The 17,473-nt window shown below is 73.9% G+C and carries 11 protein-coding genes; 4 read left to right on the top strand and 7 right to left on the bottom strand.

The annotated features are described in order from the left end of the window. Positions 1-87 precede the first annotated feature (87 nt). From ACWGJM_RS06780 to ACWGJM_RS06765, 4 genes are all read left to right on the top strand, one after another. Positions 88-807: a hypothetical protein gene (locus ACWGJM_RS06780; RefSeq protein WP_453410580.1), complete on the top strand. Its 720-nt coding sequence runs from the start codon at positions 88-90 to the stop codon at positions 805-807. A 218-nt stretch (positions 808-1,025) separates the two neighbouring features. Next, positions 1,026-2,036 carry a DNA polymerase Y family protein gene (locus tag ACWGJM_RS06775; protein ID WP_453410579.1) on the top strand — a complete coding sequence of 337 codons (1,011 nt, stop codon included), beginning with the start codon at positions 1,026-1,028 and terminating at the stop codon, positions 2,034-2,036. 55 nt (positions 2,037-2,091) lie between these two features. Next, positions 2,092-2,889, top strand: a complete 798-nt coding sequence (locus ACWGJM_RS06770; RefSeq protein ID WP_453410578.1) for a HEAT repeat domain-containing protein — start codon at positions 2,092-2,094, stop codon at positions 2,887-2,889. Between the two features lie 172 nt (positions 2,890-3,061). Continuing rightward, complete coding sequence (locus ACWGJM_RS06765; RefSeq protein WP_453410668.1) at positions 3,062-4,732, top strand: hypothetical protein; 1,671 nt, start codon at positions 3,062-3,064, stop codon at positions 4,730-4,732. A 63-nt stretch (positions 4,733-4,795) separates the two neighbouring features. Here ACWGJM_RS06765 and ACWGJM_RS06760 read toward each other — a convergent pair whose 3' ends face one another. From ACWGJM_RS06760 to ACWGJM_RS06730, 7 genes are all read right to left on the bottom strand, one after another. Continuing rightward, the gene (locus ACWGJM_RS06760) at positions 4,796-5,437 is read right to left on the bottom strand and encodes a cutinase family protein (protein ID WP_453410577.1); all 642 of its coding nucleotides are present in this window, start codon (positions 5,435-5,437) and stop codon (positions 4,796-4,798) included. A gap of 81 nt (positions 5,438-5,518) precedes the next feature. Beyond that, positions 5,519-6,784, bottom strand: a complete 1,266-nt coding sequence (locus ACWGJM_RS06755; protein WP_453410576.1) for a PucR family transcriptional regulator — start codon at positions 6,782-6,784, stop codon at positions 5,519-5,521. 122 nt (positions 6,785-6,906) lie between these two features. Further along, a complete protein-coding gene (locus ACWGJM_RS06750) occupies positions 6,907-7,848 on the bottom strand; it encodes an alpha/beta hydrolase (protein WP_453410575.1) in 942 nt (313 codons plus the stop codon). Positions 7,849-7,867: 19 nt separating this feature from the next. After that, a complete protein-coding gene (locus ACWGJM_RS06745; RefSeq protein ID WP_453410574.1) occupies positions 7,868-11,875 on the bottom strand; it encodes an acyltransferase domain-containing protein in 4,008 nt (1,335 codons plus the stop codon). After that, positions 11,872-13,620 (bottom strand): fatty acyl-AMP ligase, encoded by a 1,749-nt coding sequence (locus tag ACWGJM_RS06740; RefSeq protein ID WP_453410573.1) that lies wholly within the window; start codon positions 13,618-13,620, stop codon positions 11,872-11,874. Before ACWGJM_RS06740 ends, ACWGJM_RS06745 begins: the two co-directional genes overlap by 4 nt. 86 nt (positions 13,621-13,706) lie before the next feature. Continuing rightward, entirely contained in the window at positions 13,707-15,233 is a 1,527-nt protein-coding gene (locus ACWGJM_RS06735) for an acyl-CoA carboxylase subunit beta (RefSeq protein ID WP_453410572.1), read from the bottom strand. Between the two features lie 208 nt (positions 15,234-15,441). Beyond that, positions 15,442-17,472 (bottom strand): trypsin-like serine peptidase, encoded by a 2,031-nt coding sequence (locus ACWGJM_RS06730; protein WP_453410571.1) that lies wholly within the window; start codon positions 17,470-17,472, stop codon positions 15,442-15,444. Between the last annotated feature and the right edge of the window lies 1 nt (position 17,473).

The following is a 17,473-nucleotide window of genomic DNA, read 5'->3' as shown; positions in this document are numbered from 1 at the left end:
CTGTAGCGTCCCCCTGTGATACGCGCCGGCGGCGGAGGCCCCTGAGTCCTGTTAGCGAGCCCACGCCTGGGCTGACACACTGAATCTGTGGTTGCGGAATCTGTGGTTGCGCTGATGACGGCGACCGATCAGGCCGCCTCCTCATCACTCACAGGCGCCGGTGTGGTGTCGGTCTGCGCATTGCTCTTCACCGTGGCGTCGTTCTGGTGGCTCAACGCCAGACAGGGGCGCCTGAAGACGTGGGAGCCTCATGCCTTCGCAGCGATCGTCCACTCTTCCACGGCCCGCCTGCGGCTCCCGCTCGTCCTTCACAACACCGGCCCCAAGCCGATCGTCGTGCAGGACCTCATCCTGACCTTCCCTGACGAGCCCGCTTCTCACCTGCCGCTTCTGTGGGTGTCCTCACCGTCTCGCCTCCAGCCGGGGCCGGACGAGGATGCGAAGCTGCCGGCCGGATTCGTCGTGCCCGGCAGAGAAGCGCAACAACTCTTCTTCGAGTTCGAGGCACCGTTTTCCGGGTTCATGCCGGAAGCCCGTGACTACAAGGTCCAGCTGCAAGCGAGGGTCGGCCACCGCAAGGGGTGGCGCCTCCTGCTGACGTTCACCCTGCGGGCCGCCAACATCGTCGATCCGGATCGCTACACCGTCTACAACAACGCGCCGATCGAACTGACGAAGGAAGACCGGAAGAGAGCGGACGCTGCGCTGCTGGAGTTGCTGGACGAGCATGGGGATGCCTCCGCTACTGGCGAGAGGAACCAGCCGGACTCACCAAATGATGACGGCGACACCGGCACGAGTCGCTAGCGGCCGGCTCCACGCCGTCTTCATCACCGCCAGGACGCGGCGGACCGAAACCGCGGTGGTCACTCGGGTCGCCCCCACCGACGTAGTAAAGCCGCAGCGGCTCGCAAACCGCGGTGGCCGTTCGCAAACTGTGCTGCTCGGTCACAGCGGCCCGGCCGGACGCTCCAGCTCGCGTGTTCGATTTTCGTTCGATAATGTGGTCGTGGGAGGTGAACGCGATGGCGGCAGCACACGGGCCCACGCCCGGCAGGTCGACGGTGATGCATGTGCGCTGCCCGGAGCGCCTCCCGCAGGAGCGCTATCGACAGGTGCTGGAGCTGCTCGCCGGGCTGTCGCCGGTGGTGCAGGCGCTGCCGCCGTCCGCGGCGCTGGTGGAGTTGAAGGGCGCCATGAGGTATCACGGCGTGGACGCGCGCCGGCTGGGAGAGATGCTGCGGATCCGGGCGGTCTCCCGCCTCGGGGTCGACGTCCGGGTCGGGATCGGCCCGAGCATCACTGTCGCCGCCACCGCCTCCGCCCGGGTCACCGGCACCGGTGGGGTGCTCGCCATCGATCAGGACCAGGTCACCGGATGGCTGGCGGACCTGCCGGTGGAGGCCCTGCACGGCATCGGCCCCCGCCAGGCCGAAGTGCTGCGCGAGTACGGCATCCACAGCGTCGGTCTGCTCGCCGCCGTCCCGACGGCCACCGCGCAGCGCCTGCTGGGCGGCAAGGCGGGGCGGTCGGCCGCCGACCGGGCCCGGGGCGTCGACCCCCGCCCCGTCGTCCCCCGCTCCCTGCCCGCGTCCGTGGCCGTGCGCCACACCTTCCCCCGGCACACCCTCGACGGCGCCGCCGTCCGCGCCGCCCTGCTCGACCTCGTCGTACGGCTCGGACACCTGCTGCGGCTGCGCGGCCAGGCGGCCCGCGCCCTCACACTGACGCTGCGTTTCGCGGGCGGCGCCGGATGGGAGACGATCCGGCGGCTGACCGCGCCGTCCGCGCACGACGAGGACCTGCGCGTGATCGCCTACCAGCTGATGGACGCCGCCGGACTGCAACGCGGCCGGCTCGTCGGCCTGGCGCTGAAGGCGGACGACCTGATCGACGCCGGCCAGGTCGCCGAGCAGCTGAGCCTGGACCCCGCACGCGAGTCCCGCCTGGCCGCCGAGGCGGCCATGGACCGCGTCCGGGACCGGTTCGGCCCCGGCGCGGTCGGCCCCGCCGCGGTCTTCCACCGCGCGTCCTGACCGGTACCGGCCTCGGTGGACCGGCTCGGGACCGGCTCGCCTAACATTCCGGGCCATGGCGATGTTCGTGCACCTGACCTCGGCGGCCAGCACGCCGCGCGTCCGGAGATCCGGGATCCGCGCGAGCAGTCACGGACAAGGCGGTGCGCGCGGGGTGTACTGCTTCCCGGTGCTGCCGTCGTACACCCTCACCCACCAATGGCTGCGCGAGCTGGCCCGCTTCGGCAGCCGGGGTGGGCTCGTCGCCGTCCACGTGCGACTGGACGACGGTCAGCGGGTGCTGGCCGGACGGTACGCGGACCGCCCGCGCGACGCCCAGGTCACCGTCACCGCCGCCGAAGCGGTGCGGCGGATCTCGGCGCTCGAGGACCCGCGCGGCTGGGAGGTGTTCGTACCCCGGGCGATCCGGCCGCGCGAGGTGCACCGGATCAGGACCGTGCCGCAGGCGGTGGGCTGGCGCTACCGGCCGGACGCGCACGGGACCCGGCCGTGCACCTGCTTCGGCTGCCGGGAACGCGGCGGGTACGGGGCGCGGCGCCTGCGCGAGCGGCTGCCGCATCCGCTGGACGGGCCGCCGCCCCCGGCCAGGGTGCTGCTCGCCCGGGTCGCGGCCGCCGGTGACCCGGGAGACCCGGCCGCGCTGCGGGAGGCACTGCACTGGTTCGGGATGCGCCGCCGGGGTCCGCTCGCCCGGTTGGCCCGGCTGAGCGGCCATCCCGACCCCGGTGTGCGGGAGGAACTGGTGTGGGCGGTCGCCCGCTGGTCCACCCCCGGGGTCGCCGAGCTGCTGGACGGCCTCGCCGACGACCCGCACCCGGACGTCCGTGAGGCGGTGGAGGCCGTCCGTGCCTGAGACGCACCCTGCCCCGGCGTGACAAAGGCGCTCCCAACTGCTGCGTTGTTGTGAGCATCGCCCGAGCGCGCCGCCCGCGCGGTCCTACCGTCCGGCTATGAGAACGAGTCGCAGCAACACGAGTCGCAGCAGAGGAAGAACCGCGAAGGCCCTGCCCCGCGCCGCGCTGGCGGTGCTGCTGACCACCGGGGCGCTCACCGCGGTGGCCCCCGGCGCGCGGGCAGCGAGTGCGCGGACCGAGACGCCGGTGGCGTCGACGAGCCCGGTGACCGGCGTGACCGAGTCGGTGGTGCGGGTGAAGGTACCGCTGCAGGCGTCCTTCGGGATCCGCCCGGCGGCGTGCGACTGGCTGTCGTACCTGCGCTACCGCGCCTCCGACGGACCGGCCGCGTCGGCCGACGCCGACCGGATCCTGGTCGCCCAGCCGGGCATCCTGGAGGGCGCCGGGGCGTTCGACAGCGTCGCCCGGGACACCGTGGCGCGCGCCGCCGAGCAGGGGAAGCACATCGAGTTCTGGGCCCTGGACCGGCGCTCCAACTGCCTGGAGGACCGCACCGGCATCGCCTCCGGCGACCAGCACACGGCCGTCGACTACTACTACCGGGGCAAGCAGGTCGACGGCCGCACCTTCGCCGGGTTCGCCGGCAACGACCAACTGGGCTGGATGGCGAAGCTCGGCATCGAGCAGACCGTCCGCGACCAGTACGACCTGCTCACCGCCGAGTTGCCGGACCAGGGCCTGCGCAGACGGAAGGTGCTGTGCGGCGGGCACTCCCTCGGCGGTGTGATCACGGGCTACTTCGCGGCCGCCGACTTCGACGGCGACGACGCCACCACGACCGACGCCGGATACAACCAGTGCGCCGGCTACTTCGCCCTCGACACCACCGTCTCCACCTCCCTCGCCGACCTCAGCGGCAGCATCCCGGACGACACCGACCTGCCCGACATCGGCCTCGGTTACGGCGTCGTACAGGCCGGCCTCGACAGCGGAGTGTTCCCGCGCTCGCTGTCCGCACCGGTCCTGCTCAACCCCGAGACCATGACCCTGCTGGCCATCGCCGGCGTGGGCGCCGAACAGGACCCGGACGGCGAGGCCGACCTGCCGGGCTACCTGCCCGCGAACGTCAACATCGAGGCGACCAACCGCTTCCTGTTCTCCAAGGACGCCGCCACCTTCCTCACCGGCTCACCCGCGGTGAAGAACTTCCGGCTCACCAACGACGCCGTGCTCGGGGCGCTGATGGACGACAACTCCGTACCCCTGGCGTTCCTCCAGAGCAGCGTGGGCTTCTTCGACGGCGGGCCGATCGCCGACAAGAACTTCCCCGTCGCCAACGGCGGTTCGCAGCAGCCCGCGCTGTTCGGCATCGAGTACAAGGCCATCCCGGGCCAGCCCCACGGGCCGCTGTACACATGGCGGAATTACGACCGTGTCGGAGCCCCGGACGACCCCGGTTACCGGTCGGCCGACGGCACGTCCTTCACCGACGCCGGCAAGGAGGTCACCGACATCCGGGAACTGGCCCGCAGCCTGGCCGAGCAGCCCCTGGACTTCACCGAGCAGTACTTCCCGACCAAGCTGGTCACCGACCTGGAACTCGCCACCTCCCCGCAGGTGAAGCGGCTCGTCGCGCACCCGGAGGGACTCACCGCCAACCCGACGCTCACGGTGCTCGCGGGCGACGGACTGCTGGCGGGCCGGATCCCGGCCGACCTGCACCCCGTGGTCGCCGACGGCTACCAGCACCTCGACGTGCTGACCGCGGCGCCGGCGCAGAACGACGGACGGCCCGAGCCGGTCTCCACCAACCTCGCACGGTTCGCGAAGACACCGCAGTAGCCGCACCGTCCATGCCGAAGGGCCCGGGAGGATCTCCTCCCGGGCCCCGGTGTGTTACGCGGATCAGACCTTGCCCGCGGCGAACGCGGCCGCCGCGTCGGCGTCGGCGCCATAGCCGAGGTGCGCGAGCACGTCATCGCCGCCGTTCTCGCAGATGGGGTCGCCCGTGGCGCAGAAGTCGATGGTGCGGCTCTGGTAGGTGCCGGTGACGCTCTTGCCGAGGGCGCGGATCGGGTTGCCGAACAGCAGCACGGCGGCGACCCTCGGCGCGAGCGCGGCGGGGATGGTGGCCACGATGGGGCTGCCGACCACCGCGCCGTCGCTGCTGATGCCGATGGAGTTGTCGACGACATTCGCACCCTGCGAATAGCCGACGAGAATGAAACGCTGATTCGGACAGGCCGCAGCCTGGCTGTTGACGTGGTTCACCACGTCCGCGTTGCCCTGTGCGGCCGAGGTGAGTGAAAGATCCGCGGGATAATTCACCTTGTAGCTGGACAGGTTTTTGCCCGTCAGTTTCTTCTGAAGCGCGGAATACACCGGGTCGCCGACGATCGCGCCGAGAGTGCCCGGCTCGAAGGTGCCGCGGGCGGCGACGACTTCGATGTCCGAGCAGGTGGCGGCCGAGGCCGTGGGTGCCGAGAGGGTGGCCAGTCCGGCCCCGCCGAGCAGCGAGAGCGCGGCGAGGCACAAGCGGATACGCATGGGGATCCTTTGCGGGTGGGGCGCGTTGACGCGCCTGCGGAAAAGGACGTCCCGAAGGTATTCGCGTTCACTGGCCGGCTGTTATGGACGGGAATTCAGAGATTCCATGTTTTTTGTTGCCGACGTGAGTGCGGAGGGTTCCCGTAACTCCCCGGCGCGCAGCGCCAGAATGAGGTCCAGCCGGGTGCCGGGGTCGTGCAGGGCGTCGCCGAACAGCTTCTCCAGCTGGCGCAGGCGGTAGCGGACCGTCTGGGGGTGGACGTGCAGCCGTGCGGCGACGTCGGGCACGTTGCTGCCGCTGAGCAGCCAGGCCAGCAGCGTCTCGGCGAGCCGGCCGCGCTGGCCCTCGGAGACCGCGTCGAGGGGGGCGAGGACACGCGCCTCCAGCTGGGCCAGCAGCGGCTCGTCGCTGTGCAGCAGCAGGGTCGACAGATGGTCGGCGCAGCGCACCACGCCCTGGCGGGGCAGGATCCCGCGCCCCATCAGCCCCAGCGCCCGGGCAGCCCAGTGCAGCGACTGCGCGGCCTCGGTGAGCGGAACCGTCGGACCGATCGCGGCCGGGCGGCCGCGCAGCGCGAGGGCGAACGCCCGCCCCCCGAAGCGGCCCGAGCCGTCCGGGTCGGCCATCAGCATCCGCGGTGGCCGGGATCCCATGTCCACCAGTGCCCCCGCCGCCGCCAGCGGCCGGTCCTCCTCGCGCTGCTCCGGGGTGGCCGCGAGCGCGACGACGGCGACGTGCCGCGGCACCGGCCACCTCGCGGCGTGCGCCAGGTCCTGCACGGCCTCCGGCGACACCGGCCCGTCGCCCAGCAGCAGGTCGAGCAGCCGTCTGCGACGCCGCTCCAGCTCGTCCGTACTCCGTAACCGGGCCTCGGCGAACCCGGCCGCGGCGGCCTCCGCGACCTCGTGCACGGTCCGGAACGCGAGCTCGCCCAGCGCGGCCACCACCGCGGAGTCCAGCCCCAGCTCCTCCGCCGTACGGCCCATCAGCCGCCAGGCGTGCAGCCCCCCGACGCGCAGCGCGGACTGCAACGCGTCCAGGCTGCGGCCCTCCAGGGCCTCACCGCGTCCGAGTTCGTAGTACGTCGTCGCGATCGCGTCCCCCCGGCCGCGCGGGTCGGCGATGTGGTCGACGAACAGGGTCAGCGCCAGCTCCACCCCGGCCCGCAGGTTCCTGCGGTAGTTCCCGTCGGCCGGCCGCGCGTACTCGGGAACCTGACCGCGGACCTCCTCCTCCACCTCGTCGGCCACCGTGTCGAGCTGGGCGCGCAGCAGCTCGGCGAGGCCGGGCGGCAACGGTGGGGCCACCGGACCGGCCGGCACTCCGCGCGGGGTGGGGACCGCCATTGCGGACACTCCTTTCACCCGGAACCGGCTCACCCTCGGGCCGTTGCCCGTGGGGCGAGGGAGATGTCCCGTGTTGGACGGACGCCCCCTGCGCTCCGTTCCGTGCCCCGACGGCACCGACATCACTCCGGCACTCCCAGTGCACGGGCGAGCATCGGCCATGACGCGATGAACTCCCGTTTCCAGTACGTCCAGCTGTGTGCCCCTCCGGTGTAGTAGTGGGTGGTGACCGGGATGCCCAGCAGGGTGAGCGTGTCGGTGAAGGCGTGGGCGGACAGCCACAGGGCGCTCTCCAGCGCCTCGGGCAGCAACTCGTCGGTGCCGCCGGCCAGTCCGCTGCCGCTGGACACGTACAGCGGGGTGCCGCGCAGCCCCGAGGCGCGGGCGCGCGGGTTGAAGCCCTGCCAGGTGAGCAGGTTCAGGACCGGGTTCCCCCAGAGCGTGAGGGGCAGCAGGTTCTCGCGGGCCACGATGGCGTCCACGATGGGGGGCACTCCGGGCGCGGTGGTGTCCAGTATCCCGCTGTAGGAGGCCGCGGCGGTGAAGGCGCCCGGGTGCCGGGCCGCGTGGGCCATGGCTCCGTAGCCCCCGGTGGAGACCCCGGCGACGGCCCGTGCGCCGGAGGCCCGGTACTCCCGGGCGAGCAGCGCCGGGACCTCGGTGAGCTGGAAGGTCTCGTAGTCGGGCCCGCTGAGCCAGTCGGTGGGGATGCCGGTGGGGCCCCCGTCGGGCATCGCCACGATCAGGTCGCGGCCCTCGGTGAAGGCCTCGATGTCCGTCTCCCGGGTCCAGGAGGTGTAGTCGTCGTGGGCGCCGTGCAGCAGGTGGAGCACGGGGTAGGTCCGCCCGGTCTGCGTGGTGAAGTCCGTCGGCAGGATCAGCCGTAGCGGTGCACTGCGGCCCAGCGCGGCGGAGGACACGGTGAGGTCGAAGGTGCGCGGCCCGATCCGGGTCGCGGCCTCGGCCCGCGCGGTGCCGGCGGCGCCGAACAGGACGGCCAGCGAGCCGGCGGCCGCGGCTTTGGCGACGGCGCGTCGGGACACTCCGGTGGTGGGGTGGGGCATGGCGGCTCCTCATTCCGGTTCAGCGGCTCTGCGCGGCCAGTTCGCGCCGCAGGTGGGCGGCGATCTCGTCGACGTGCGGCGGGTAGAGCAGCGACAGATGGTGGCCCGCGACCGGGACGACCGTCAGGCGCGGGCACACCTCGTCCCAGCCGAGCGCCTCGTCGCCCCGCTCGTACGCCGGGTCGCGCACGGTGTGCGGAGCGGGCTCGGTGGCCCGGTACAGCACCACCCGCCCGTCGTGGTGGCCCGGGTGGTGGGCCTCGCCGGCCCTCAGGTCCAGGTAGGAGGCGCGCTGGTGCTCCAGCGCGGCGGCCGGCACGTCGGCGGCCTCGCGCAGGGCGCCCAGCACGGCGTCGACGCGCTCGCCGTCGTCGTCCATCGCGACGAGCTCGTCGTACGGCAGCTCCAGCCGGACCCCGTAGGTGTCGGCGACGTGCCGGGCGAAGCCCGTGAAGTGGGCGCGGATCCGGTCGGCCGGGGTGCGGTCCGGCTGGGGGAGGGGCCGTACGGAGTCGATCAGCACCACCAGCTCCACCTCCCGCCCGGCGGCGGTGAGCCGGCGCGCGGTCTCCTGCGCGACGAAGCCGCCGAAGGACCAACCGCCCAGCAGGCAGGGGCCGTCCGGGTGGGCGGCGGCGACCGCCTCGGCGTAGTGCCGCGCCTTCTCCGCCACCGTCCGGGCCTCCTCGACCCGGTCCAGCCCGTACACCGGCCGGTCGTCCCCGAGCCGTTCGGCGAGCGCGCGGTAGACATCGGTGGTGCCGCCGGCGGCGTGGACGAGGAAGAGCGGCGCGCCGGAACCGGCGGCGCGCAGGGGGCGGAGCGCGCCCGTGGGCAGGGCCTGCTGGAGAGTCTGCTGGATGCGGACGGCCGCCTCCTCGACCGTCGTGGCGCCGAGCAGGTCGCGCAGGGGGAGCTCGACCCGGAACTCGCGTGCCACGGCCGCGCGGATACGGACCGCCATCAGCGAGTCCAGCCCGAGGTCGGCCGGCGCGGTGGCGGGGGTGACACGGGTCGGCGGGTGACCGGTGACGGCGGCGATGTGGTGGCACAGGCGCGCGAGGACGGAGGCGTCGTCCGCCCCGGTGGTCTCCAGCGCGAGCGCCGGGGCCGGGGTGGGGGTGGGGGCGGGCGCGGCGGCCGGGCGGCCGTCCGTCCACCAGTGCCGGAGATGACGCCAGCGGGGCGCGGGCAGGTCGACGACCCGGCCGGCCGGCAACGGCAGGCGTGCTCCCGCCGCGTACAGGGCGCCCAGTTGGGTGAGGAAGCCGGCCGCGCCGTCCGCGTCGCGGCGCAGTGTGCCGACGGCGAGCGCGCCGGCCGCGGTGTCCGTGACGGGCCGGGTCAGCACCGGATGGGGGGAGATCTCGACGAACGCGGTGTGCCCGTCGGCCGCCGCTGCCGCCACGGCCCGGTCCAGGCGCACGGGCCGCCGCAGGTTCGCGGCCCAGTGGGCGGCGTCGAACACGCAGGTGCCGCGCGGGTCGTCGAGGACGGTGGAGTAGACGGGGACACGCGGCGCCGTGCCCCGGACGTCCGCCAGTGCATCGGTCAACTCCGGCAGGAGCCCGTCGACTTGGGGGGAGTGCCCGGCGCCGACGACCCGCATGGCCCGGGCCGCCCGGCCTTCCCGCTCCAGCCGCCGCACCAGCCGGGCCACCGCGGGCTCCTCGCCGGTGACGACCTTCTGGCCGGGCGAGGAGTGGACGGCGACGTGCACACCGGGGAACTCCCGTTCCAGCGTGTCCAGTTCGCCGTCGCCGAGGTCGACCACAGCCATCGCGCCGCCGCGCAGCCCGCTGAGCAGCCGGGCCCGCACGGCGACGACCCGGGCCGCGTCCGACACGTCCAGGGCGCCCGCGCACACCGCGGCGGCCACCTCGCCCATGGAGTGACCGATGACGGCGGCGGGTTCGACACCGTAGGACCGCCACAGCTCGGCGAGCGCCACCTGGACGCCGAACAGGACGGGCTGGGCCACCTCCAGACGGTCGAGGCCGGCTCCGGATGCCAGATGGTCGTAGAGGGACAGGCCGCACTCCGCGGCGAGTTGCGCGTCGAGCTTCTCCACGGCGGCGGCGAAGGCGGGGTCCTCGGCCAGCAGCCGGCGCCCCATGCCGGGCCACTGGCTGCCGTACCCGGAGAACACCCACACCGGCCCGCGCCCGACGAGATCGCGGTCGTCGGTCACCACGCGCGCGTGGGGGCGGCCGCCCGCCAGGGCGACCAGTCCCTCCGCGAGTTCCTCCCGGTCACGGGCGACGACGGCGGCACGCACCGGTCCGCGCCCGGTACGCCCCGCGAGCGTGCGCGCCACGTCGGCGGGGTGCGCGGCGCCTCCCTCGGGGGTGAGGAGCCAGTCGGCGAGCCGGGCCGCGGTGTCCCGGACACGTTCCGCGTCGACGTCGGAGAGCGGGTACAGCCGGGCGGCCGGCTCCTCGGCCGGGGCGGATGCCAGGGTGCCGGGCCGCCATTCCTCCAGGACCGCATGGGCGTTGGTACCGCCGAAGCCGAACCCCGAGACCCCGGCGGTGGCGGTGCCGCCGTAGCGGGGCCACGGCTCCGGCTCGGTCACCACCCGCAGCCGAGCGTCGAGCCGGGAGCCGCCCTCGGCACAGTGCAGGGACGGCGGTACGAGATCATGGTGCAGCGCCAGCACCGTCTTCACCAGCCCGGCGACGCCCGCCGCGGACTCCAGGTGGCCGAGGTTGCCCTTGACCGAACCGAGCAGCAGCGGCTGGTCCGGGTCGCGGCCCGCCCCGAGCACGGCGCCGAGCGCGCCCGCCTCGATGGGGTCGCCGAGCGGGGTGCCGGTGCCGTGCGCCTCGACGAGGTCGACGTGCGCGGGGACGAGACCGGCCCGCGTGTACGCGCTTCTCAGCAGGGCCTGCTGAGCGGCCGGACTGGGCGCCAGGAGGCCGTTGGAGCGGCCGTCGGAGTTGACGGCGGTGGCACGGACGACGGCCAGGACGCGGTCGCCGTCCCGTTCGGCGTCGGACAGCCGTTTGAGGAGTACGGCCGCGCAGCCCTCGCCGCGCCCGATCCCGTCGGCCGCCGCCGAGAACGGCTTGCACCGACCGTCCGGCGCGAGGGCCCCCGCACGCCGGAACGCGACGGTGACCGAGGGGGAGAGCAGCACGTTGACCCCGGCGGCGATCGCCATGTCGCTCTCGCCCGTACGCAGGCTCACGCACGCCTGGTGCACGGCGACCAGCGACGACGAACAGGCGGTGTCGACGGCCATGCTCGGCCCGCGCGTGTCGAGGACGTACGACAGCCGTCCCGCGGTGACCCCGAGCGCCGCCCCGGCGGGGGCCCACGGGTCCACGGTGGCCGGGTCGGCGGCGGTCAGCCGGCCGTACTCCGGGGCGGAGACGCCGACGAACACGCCGGTGGCGGTGCCGGTGAGCGAGGCGGCCGGGACGGCGGCGTGGTCGAGGGCCTCGTGGACGACCTCCAGGAGGATCCGCTGCTGCGGGTCCATCACGGCCGCCTCGCGCGGAGTGATGCGGAAGAAGTCCGCGTCGAACCCGGCGATGTCGTCCAGATAGCCGCCGTGGCGGGGCGCGTCGGCGGGTGGGAACGCGGTGAAGTCGCGCCACCGGTCCTCGGGGACCCGCCGGATCGCGTCGACGCCCTCGCTCAGCAGCCGCCAGTAGTCGCCCGGGCCGTGCACGCCTCCGGGCAGCCGGCAGCCGATCCCGATGACCGCGACCGGCTCACCGGGGGCCGGCGGGACGGCCGGCACCTCAGGTGCCGCCGGCGCGGCCTCCTCCGCCGGGACTGCCGGGCCGCACAGGTGTGCCACCAGGGCATCCCCGGTGGGCGCCTCCCACAGCAGGGTCGACGGCAGCTCACGGCCGGTCAGCCGGGACAGCTCCCCGGCCAGGACCACCGCGTCGCGCGAGGCCATGCCGAGGTCCGCCAGCGGCCGGTCCATGGGGACGTCCTCGACGGCGGTGCCGTTCCAGGCGGCCACCCGCCGCGCGATCAGGCGGCGCAGCGCGTTCGCGTCGAGGGCGCTCACCGCCCGCCCTCCGCCGCGTAGGCACCTTCCAGGTACCGCGCACGGGTCAGCGCCCGCGACACCTTCCCGCTGGACGTCCGGGGAACGGTGCCCGGCGCGGCGAGGACGACGTCGGCGAGCCGCAGCCCGTGCCGGGCGGAGACGGCCGCGCGCACGGCCCGCACCAGCTCCGGTACGTCGATCTCAGCGAGACTCGCGGTCCGCGCGTGCTCGGCCACCACGACCACCCGCTCCCCGTCGCCGCCCGGTACGCCGAAGGCGGCGAGCCGGTCGCGCCGCACGGCGGGGTGTGCCTCCTGAGCCGTGGCCTCCAGGTCCTGCGGGTAGTGGTTGCGGCCGTCGACGACGATCAGGTCCTTCAGCCGGCCGGTGACGATCAACTGCCCGTCCAGGAACGTCCCGAGGTCACCGGTGCGCAGCCAGCCGCCCGCACCGGCCGCCTCGCCGGCGAGGGCGGCGCCGAAGATCCGCCGGGTCTGCTCCTCCTGGTGGAAGTAACCGCGTCCGACGTTCGGCCCCCGCACCCAGATCTCCCCGACCTCCCCCTCCGACAGGGCGGCCCGGGAGACGGGGTCGGCGATGCCGACCCGCTGGCCCGCCGGTGTGCCGCAGCCGGCCAGCAGGACGGCCGTGGCGTCGTCGGGCCGTGCGGGCAGGGCCTTTCCGGCGGCGAGGGCGTCGCGGTCCAGCGCGAACCGGCTGAGCGGCTCCCCGGGCCGGGCGGCGCTGACGAAGACGGTCGCCTCGGCGAGCCCGTACGACGGACAGTGCGCCTGAGGCGCCAGCCCCTGCGCGGCGAAGGCCTCGTGGAAGCGGTCGGCGGTGGCCGGACGGACCGGCTCGCTGCCGTTGATCAGCGCGGCGACGCCGTCCAGCCGCAGGCCGGCCTTCTGCGCGTCGGTGACGGCCGAGGCGCAGTAGTCGTAGGCGAAGTTGGGCGCGGCACTCACCGCCCGCGGATGTGCCCCGAGCAGCCGCAGCCAGCGCACCGGCTCGTGCAGGAACGCGACCGGATCCATGAGCACCGACAGCAGACCCCGCACCACCGGGGCGGCGACGCTCAGCACCAGCCCCATGTCGTGGTAGAGCGGCAGCCAGCCCACGCAGGTGACCGGCTGGGCGTCGGCGACATAGGCGGTCAGCGCCTGCCGGGCGTTGGCGACGACGTTGGCGTGGCCGATCTCCACGCCGGCCGGGGTGCGCGTCGAGCCGGAGGTGTACTGGAGATAGGCGACCGCCGTGTCGTCGGGCGTGCCGGGCCGCCACTTCCCGGCGGCGGCGTCCGGCACCTGGTCCGCGACGACGATCCGCACCGGCGTGCCCGCGCAGAACTCCCGTACCTCCTCCAGGGCCCGGCTCGTCGTCACGACGGCCGCCGGACGCGAGTCGGCCAGGACCGCCGAGAGCCGGTCGCCGTGCCCGGGCAGCCCGGGCGGATACAGCGGTGCGGCGACCAGTCCGGCGGCGAGCGCCGCGAGGAAGGCGGTCACGTACTCCGTACCCTGCGGGCACAGCAGCGCCACCCGCGACCCGGGCCCGGCCTCCTCGGCGAGCCGGGCGGCCAGCGCCCGCACCCGCAGGTCCAGGCGCCGCCAGGTCAGGGTGCGGTGGACACCCCGCGAGTTCGGGCCGGGATGGTCGACGAAGGTGAACGCCCGGCGGTCCGGGATGGTCTCGGCCCAGTGCCGCACGTACTCCGGCAGGGTCCGGTACGCGGGCGCGAGCGGGGGGCGGCGGCTGTCCATCGGGCGTGGCTCCTCACGTCACGGAAACGGGCTTGCGGGGCGGAGCGGACAGAGAGCGGTCGGGTCTGTCGGAGCGGTCACGGCGGTCAGAGCGGGATGTTGCCGTGCCGGCGCTCCGGCATCGGGGCACGCTTGCCCCGCAGCGCCCGCAGCGCACGGCACACCTGGGCGCGGGTCTCGCGCGGGGCGATGACGGCGTCCACGTATCCGCGCTCGGCGGCGAGATAGGGCGTCCCGTGGGTGCTCTCGTACGCGGCGACGAGGCGGGCGCGCAGCGCCTCGGGGTCCTCGGCGGCGGCGAGTTCCCGCCGGTGCAGGACGCCCACCGCGCCCTCGGCGCCCATCACGGCGATACGGGCGGTGGGCCAGGCGAGGTTGATGTCGGCGCCCAGGTGCTTGGAACCCATCACCGCGTACCCGCCGCCGTACGCCTTGCGGACCACGACGGTGACCTTCGGGACGGTCGCCTCGGCGTAGGCGTACAGCAGCTTGGCGCCGCGCCGGATGATCCCGCCCTGCTCCTGGCGTACACCGGACAGATAGCCGGGGACGTCCGCGAAGGTCAGCAGCGGGATGCCGAACGCGTCGCAGAACCGCACGAAGCGCGCCGCCTTCTCGGAGGCGTCGATGTCGAGGACGCCGGCGGCGTGCAGCGGCTGGTTGGCGACGACGCCGACCGAACCGCCCTCGACCCGGGCCAGCGCGCAGACGATATTCGGCGCGAACAGCTCCTGTACCTCCAGCAGTTCGCCGTCGTCGACGACCGCGCGCAGGATCTCGCGCATGTCGTAGGCCCGCCCGAGCCGGTCCGGGACGACCCGGTCGAGCCGCCCGTCGTCGGGTGCCGCGCCCGGTGCGTACCGCGGTGGCGCATCGAGGTTGTTGGCGGGCAGGTACGACAGCAGGTCGCGCACGGTGTCGAGGGCGTCCTCCTCGTCGGCGGCGAGGAAGTGCGCGTTGCCGTTGACGGTGTTGCTGGTGCGGGCGCCGCCCAGGTCCTCGGCGCTGGTGCGCTCGCCGGTGACCGTCTCGATGACGTCCGGCCCGGTGACGAACATGTGCGAGGCGCCGTCCACCATCACGGTGAAGTCGGTGATGGCGGGCGAGTACGCGGCCCCGCCGGCGCACGGCCCGAGGACGACGGAGATCTGCGGGATCACGCCGGACGCCCGCACGTTGCGGCGCACCAGCTCGGCGTAGAGGGCGAGCGAGGCGACTCCCTCCTGGATGCGGGCGCCGCCTCCGTCGTTGAGCCCGACGACCGGACAGCCGGTCTTCAGCGCCAGCTCCATCAGCGCGATGGTCTTCTCCCCGAAGGCCTCGCCCATGCTGCCGCCGAAGACGGCGGCGTCCTGGGCGAAGACGCACACCGGGCGCCCGTCCACCGTGCCGTGCCCGGTGACCACCCCGTCGCCGTACGGGCGGCGGGTTCCGTCCCCGGTGGGCCGGGCCCGGACGAACAGGCCGGTCTCGGTGAAGGAACCGGCGTCGAGCAGCAGGTCGATCCGCTCCCGGGCGGTGAACTCCCCCCGTCTTCGCGGCCCGCCCGCCGCCACCGCCCGCGTTCGACGGTGTTCCAGCTCGGTGATGCGGTCGGCGGTGCGGTCGGACACGTGGGGCCCCGTCTCCCGCGTATCCCGCGCCTCGGATGTCGTCGCCTCGGTCGTCACAGCCACCTCCGAAGTGGCTTTCGAATATGGCAGCGACTCAGGAATCGGCCGAGAGGAACGCCTTTCCGTGTGCCGGATGTGAGTCCCGAGGGAGCTGGGTTCGTCCTGGCGTGACAAGGGGCCGCCCGGCGGCGGCCCCTGATGTGCGGTTTCAGCCGAGAAGGTGCTTCCCGATCCCCGAGGCGACCTCGGCGTGCGACAGGTACTCCACGATGCTGTGCGCCCGGTCACGGGCGTTGAGGACGGCGATGTCCATCAGGCCGTCCGCCCAGTCGTCGGCCAGCGGACAGCCGATGGCCACCGCGTCCGTCGGACACCATGCGTTGAGCCAGTCCACCACCTTGTCCGGACGTTTCGGCCCGCCGGTGAGCAGCCTGCTGTACACGCTGTCCAGGCCCAGCGGACTTCCCGCGGTGGTGAGGTGGATCGCCCTCACGCCGGGGGACAGCCGGGTGGTGAGGTCCATGCCGACGACCGTGCCGAGGCTGTGGCTGACGAGCACCACCTCTCCCGCGTCCGGCATCGTCTCGAGCACGCAGTCCAGGACGTCCTCCCGGACGCGCTGTTCCTCCAGATAGGCGGCCACGTCACGGAAGACCAGGCTGACGGTCAACGCGTCGATGTCGCTCCTGGCGGCCAGCCAGCTGAGCTGCCGTTGCAGGGCCCCGACCACGTCCGGCAGGGCGATCCGTTCGGCGACCGGCAGCCCCTCCGGCGGGATGTCCCACTTGGTGGCGGCCTCGCCGACGATGTCCTCGTACGCCGCGTGCACGGAGGGATCGGCGGGCGCGACCGCCTCCGCCGCCGCGAGGGCCGTGGCCTCCACGGTGCGGGGGACGGCCTCGTGCGGGGCGAGGGCCTGCACCAGTCTGTCGCCGTAGAAGGGGAACCAGACGTCGGCCGGATCGACCGGCGGGAGCCCGGCGCCGACGAGTCCCTGGTTGAGTCCTGCCGTCCATTCGCGGCGCAGTCTCTCGGGATCCTTGCCCTGCTGGGAGCGGCCGTGCAGGAAGACCAGATGCCGGTCGCCGCCGAACGCGCCGGCCCGCGCGGGCAGGCCCGCCACAGCTGCGGCGACCCGCTCGGGGGCCGGGGGCGGCACGGTGACGGCGGGCGTCACCGTGGCACCGGCGGGGGCCTGGACCAGCGGCAGGCCGGACTCCGGTCCCATCTCGGCCAGCAGTGCCCGCTGTCGCGGGGTGAGGGACAGGGCGGCGAGGTGTCTGAGGATCGAGCTGACGCGTACGCCCTCGTTGGACACCCAGTCGATCCTGTCGTCGCCGTCACCGGGCTGCCAGAGCTGTCCGTCCGTACGCAGGATCCGGCCCTGGTCGTCGGTTCTGGGCACACCGCTGTGGTGCAGCGCGACGACCTCCCACTGGTCGTTGAGGACCGGGGAACCGGAATTTCCGGGCTCGGTGTCCGTCTTGTAGTGGAGGAAGTCCTCGAGCCGGACCTGGAGCATGTTGTCGCGGACGGCGATCTCCTTCAGGCGCCCCATCGGGTGCCCGACGACATTGACGGGCTCGCCGATGACCAGCTTCCCCGGCTGGGCGCTGAGCCGGTTCCAGCCGAACGTCCCGCCCGGCGGCCGCCCGTCCGGGCCCGGGGCGACCAGGACCAGGGCGAAGTCGAGGCGCTGGTCCGCCAGGAAGAACCCGTCGGGATCGAGTTCCAGCCGTGTCGGGGCCTGTGGCGCGTTGTCGACGGTCACCTGGGCGTCGAACTCCACGAAGCACTGCCGGGCCGCCTCCGCGTCGGTGAGCACGTGGTGGTTGGTCATCAGCAGGCTCGGTGACACCAGGAACCCGGTACCGAGCGGCAGTTCACGGCCGCCGTCCCGCACCGAGATCCGGGCGACGGTACGCGCCGCCCGGGCGCCGCGCGGCAGGAAGCTCCACGCCTGTAGCTCCTTGGAGGCCCCGAGGATGCGTTCGTACGCGGCGGGCGGGGCCAGCGGTTCGGCACGGATGGCCTCGACCACCAGGGCTGCGGGCACCGCCTGCCGGTCGAGCAGGCGTGCGGCGCGCGCGGCGAGGTGCTCCTGCGAGTCCGGGAACGCCACCCCGGCGTCCTGCTGCTGTTCGCCCGCCTGCCGCTCGTCGCTGGTCTCCCGGTACCGGTCGGCGGCCGCCGCGACGTGGCGCCGCAACTCCTCGCGGGACCTGTCCGCCGCACCCATG

The organism is Streptomyces sp. NPDC054834 (genome assembly GCF_053611185.1).
The sequence above is the reverse complement of the archived record's forward strand: the minus strand, read 5'-3'. Positions and strand labels throughout refer to the sequence as shown.

Bases quoted from the DNA above. Each gene is read 5' to 3' on its own strand.
- ACWGJM_RS06770 (WP_453410578.1), top strand. From the start codon at position 2,092: ATGGCGATGTTCGTGCACCTGACCTCGGCGGCCAGCACGCCGCGCGTC.
- ACWGJM_RS06740 (WP_453410573.1), bottom strand. From the start codon at position 13,620: ATGGACAGCCGCCGCCCCCCGCTCGCGCCCGCGTACCGGACCCTGCCG.
- ACWGJM_RS06755 (WP_453410576.1), bottom strand. From the start codon at position 6,784: ATGGCGGTCCCCACCCCGCGCGGAGTGCCGGCCGGTCCGGTGGCCCCA.
- ACWGJM_RS06730 (WP_453410571.1), bottom strand. From the start codon at position 17,472: ATGGGTGCGGCGGACAGGTCCCGCGAGGAGTTGCGGCGCCACGTCGCG.
- ACWGJM_RS06760 (WP_453410577.1), bottom strand. From the start codon at position 5,437: ATGCGTATCCGCTTGTGCCTCGCCGCGCTCTCGCTGCTCGGCGGGGCC.
- ACWGJM_RS06750 (WP_453410575.1), bottom strand. From the start codon at position 7,848: ATGCCCCACCCCACCACCGGAGTGTCCCGACGCGCCGTCGCCAAAGCC.
- ACWGJM_RS06775 (WP_453410579.1), top strand. From the start codon at position 1,026: ATGGCGGCAGCACACGGGCCCACGCCCGGCAGGTCGACGGTGATGCAT.